Below are 1316 nucleotides of genomic sequence, written 5' to 3' on the forward strand. Positions count from 1 at the left end.
TCCGTATTTTATAAGGCGGAATACCTTGTAGATACATTGTGACAGCTTCAATTTGTACTTCTTTTGAAAACATAGTAAAACCCCGTAAGTTTTGGAAATTACTCCAACTTACGGGGTTCAGTTCAGTTGCTGGCTTTTTTTGTGCGTATTTGAGTGTTGAGAAACGCATTCTACGACCATTTTTATTGTATTAAGTGGTACCTTGTCCAGTAACGACAATTCAAATTCATCTAATAACAGTGTAATTGGAGTAATATTGCTTATTATAATTGAAATTAACCATGAAAATAGTTTAAAGAAATATGATTTAAAAGGTAGGTCAAATGTTATGAGTCAATCCATTTCGTATGAAGAACGAATAAAAATTGAACTATTGATTAAGGAAGGTTATTCATTAATTAGAATAGCTGAACGATTAAACAGAAACCGTTCATCAATCACGCGAGAAATTCGACGAGGTACTGCAGATAACAAGAAAGATAATTTACGTTACCCAACGAAATTACTGAAATCTATGTACCGTGCTCGCGATGCGCAATTTCGCGCTCAAAATCGGCGACATCATGCTGGCAGGCCTTCGTCATTGACTAATTATAAAAAACAAGTTTTACAAACAGAAATACAGCAGCATCATTTTACACCTGGTCAAGTGGTTGCAAAGCATCGGCGTTTATTTTCAAATACGACGGTGATTTATACCTGGATCAATCAGAATAAAATTCCAGGGCTATCAAACCAGGATTTGCCAATGCAAGGGAAACGGTATCGTCGTAATATAAACCGGGCATTGAATAAATACAGACGGCCTTTAGCAAAAAAATATCAACGTCGTTATCGGTCTTTTCGACCGCTTGTCACACCGGAAGAAGTTGGTCAGTATATTGGACAACGACGCAGTATCAATGAGCGGTCGGCATCAATTAATCAGCGTCGTTCTTTTGGTCATTGGGAAATGGATGGGGTTGAAAGCAAAAATCATCAGGGCTCCTTATTAATTACCTTTGTTGAACGTAAAACCCGTTATCAAGTAGCTATTAAAGCAAAATCCAAGAGTGCTTTGGAAATTGTGAGGGTGCTTAGTCAATTTAAACACCAGTATGGTCGTTATGTGAAATCAATCACATGCGATAATGGGCACGAATTTGTGAATAGTCGTGTGGTGAAGTTTATTTTATGTTATTTAGGAGATTTATACATCGCCAATAGTTATGCGCCTTATGAACGTGGTACCAACGAACGCACTAATCGTAATCTCCGTGCCAAGTGGTACTTTCCCAAAGGCACACGTTTTAGTGATATTAGTCAACAGCGTGTAG

The 1316-nt window shown here is 37.6% G+C and carries 1 protein-coding gene; it reads left to right on the forward strand.

The annotated features are described in order from the left end of the window. Positions 1–328: 328 nt before the first annotated feature. Positions 329–1316 (forward strand): IS30 family transposase (locus NGR58_RS10175; protein WP_258089362.1); only part of this gene is annotated, 988 nt, incomplete at its 3' end.

The sequence above is a fragment of the Weissella fangxianensis genome, assembly GCF_024718545.1.
Lineage (GTDB): Bacteria > Bacillota > Bacilli > Lactobacillales > Lactobacillaceae > Weissella > Weissella fangxianensis.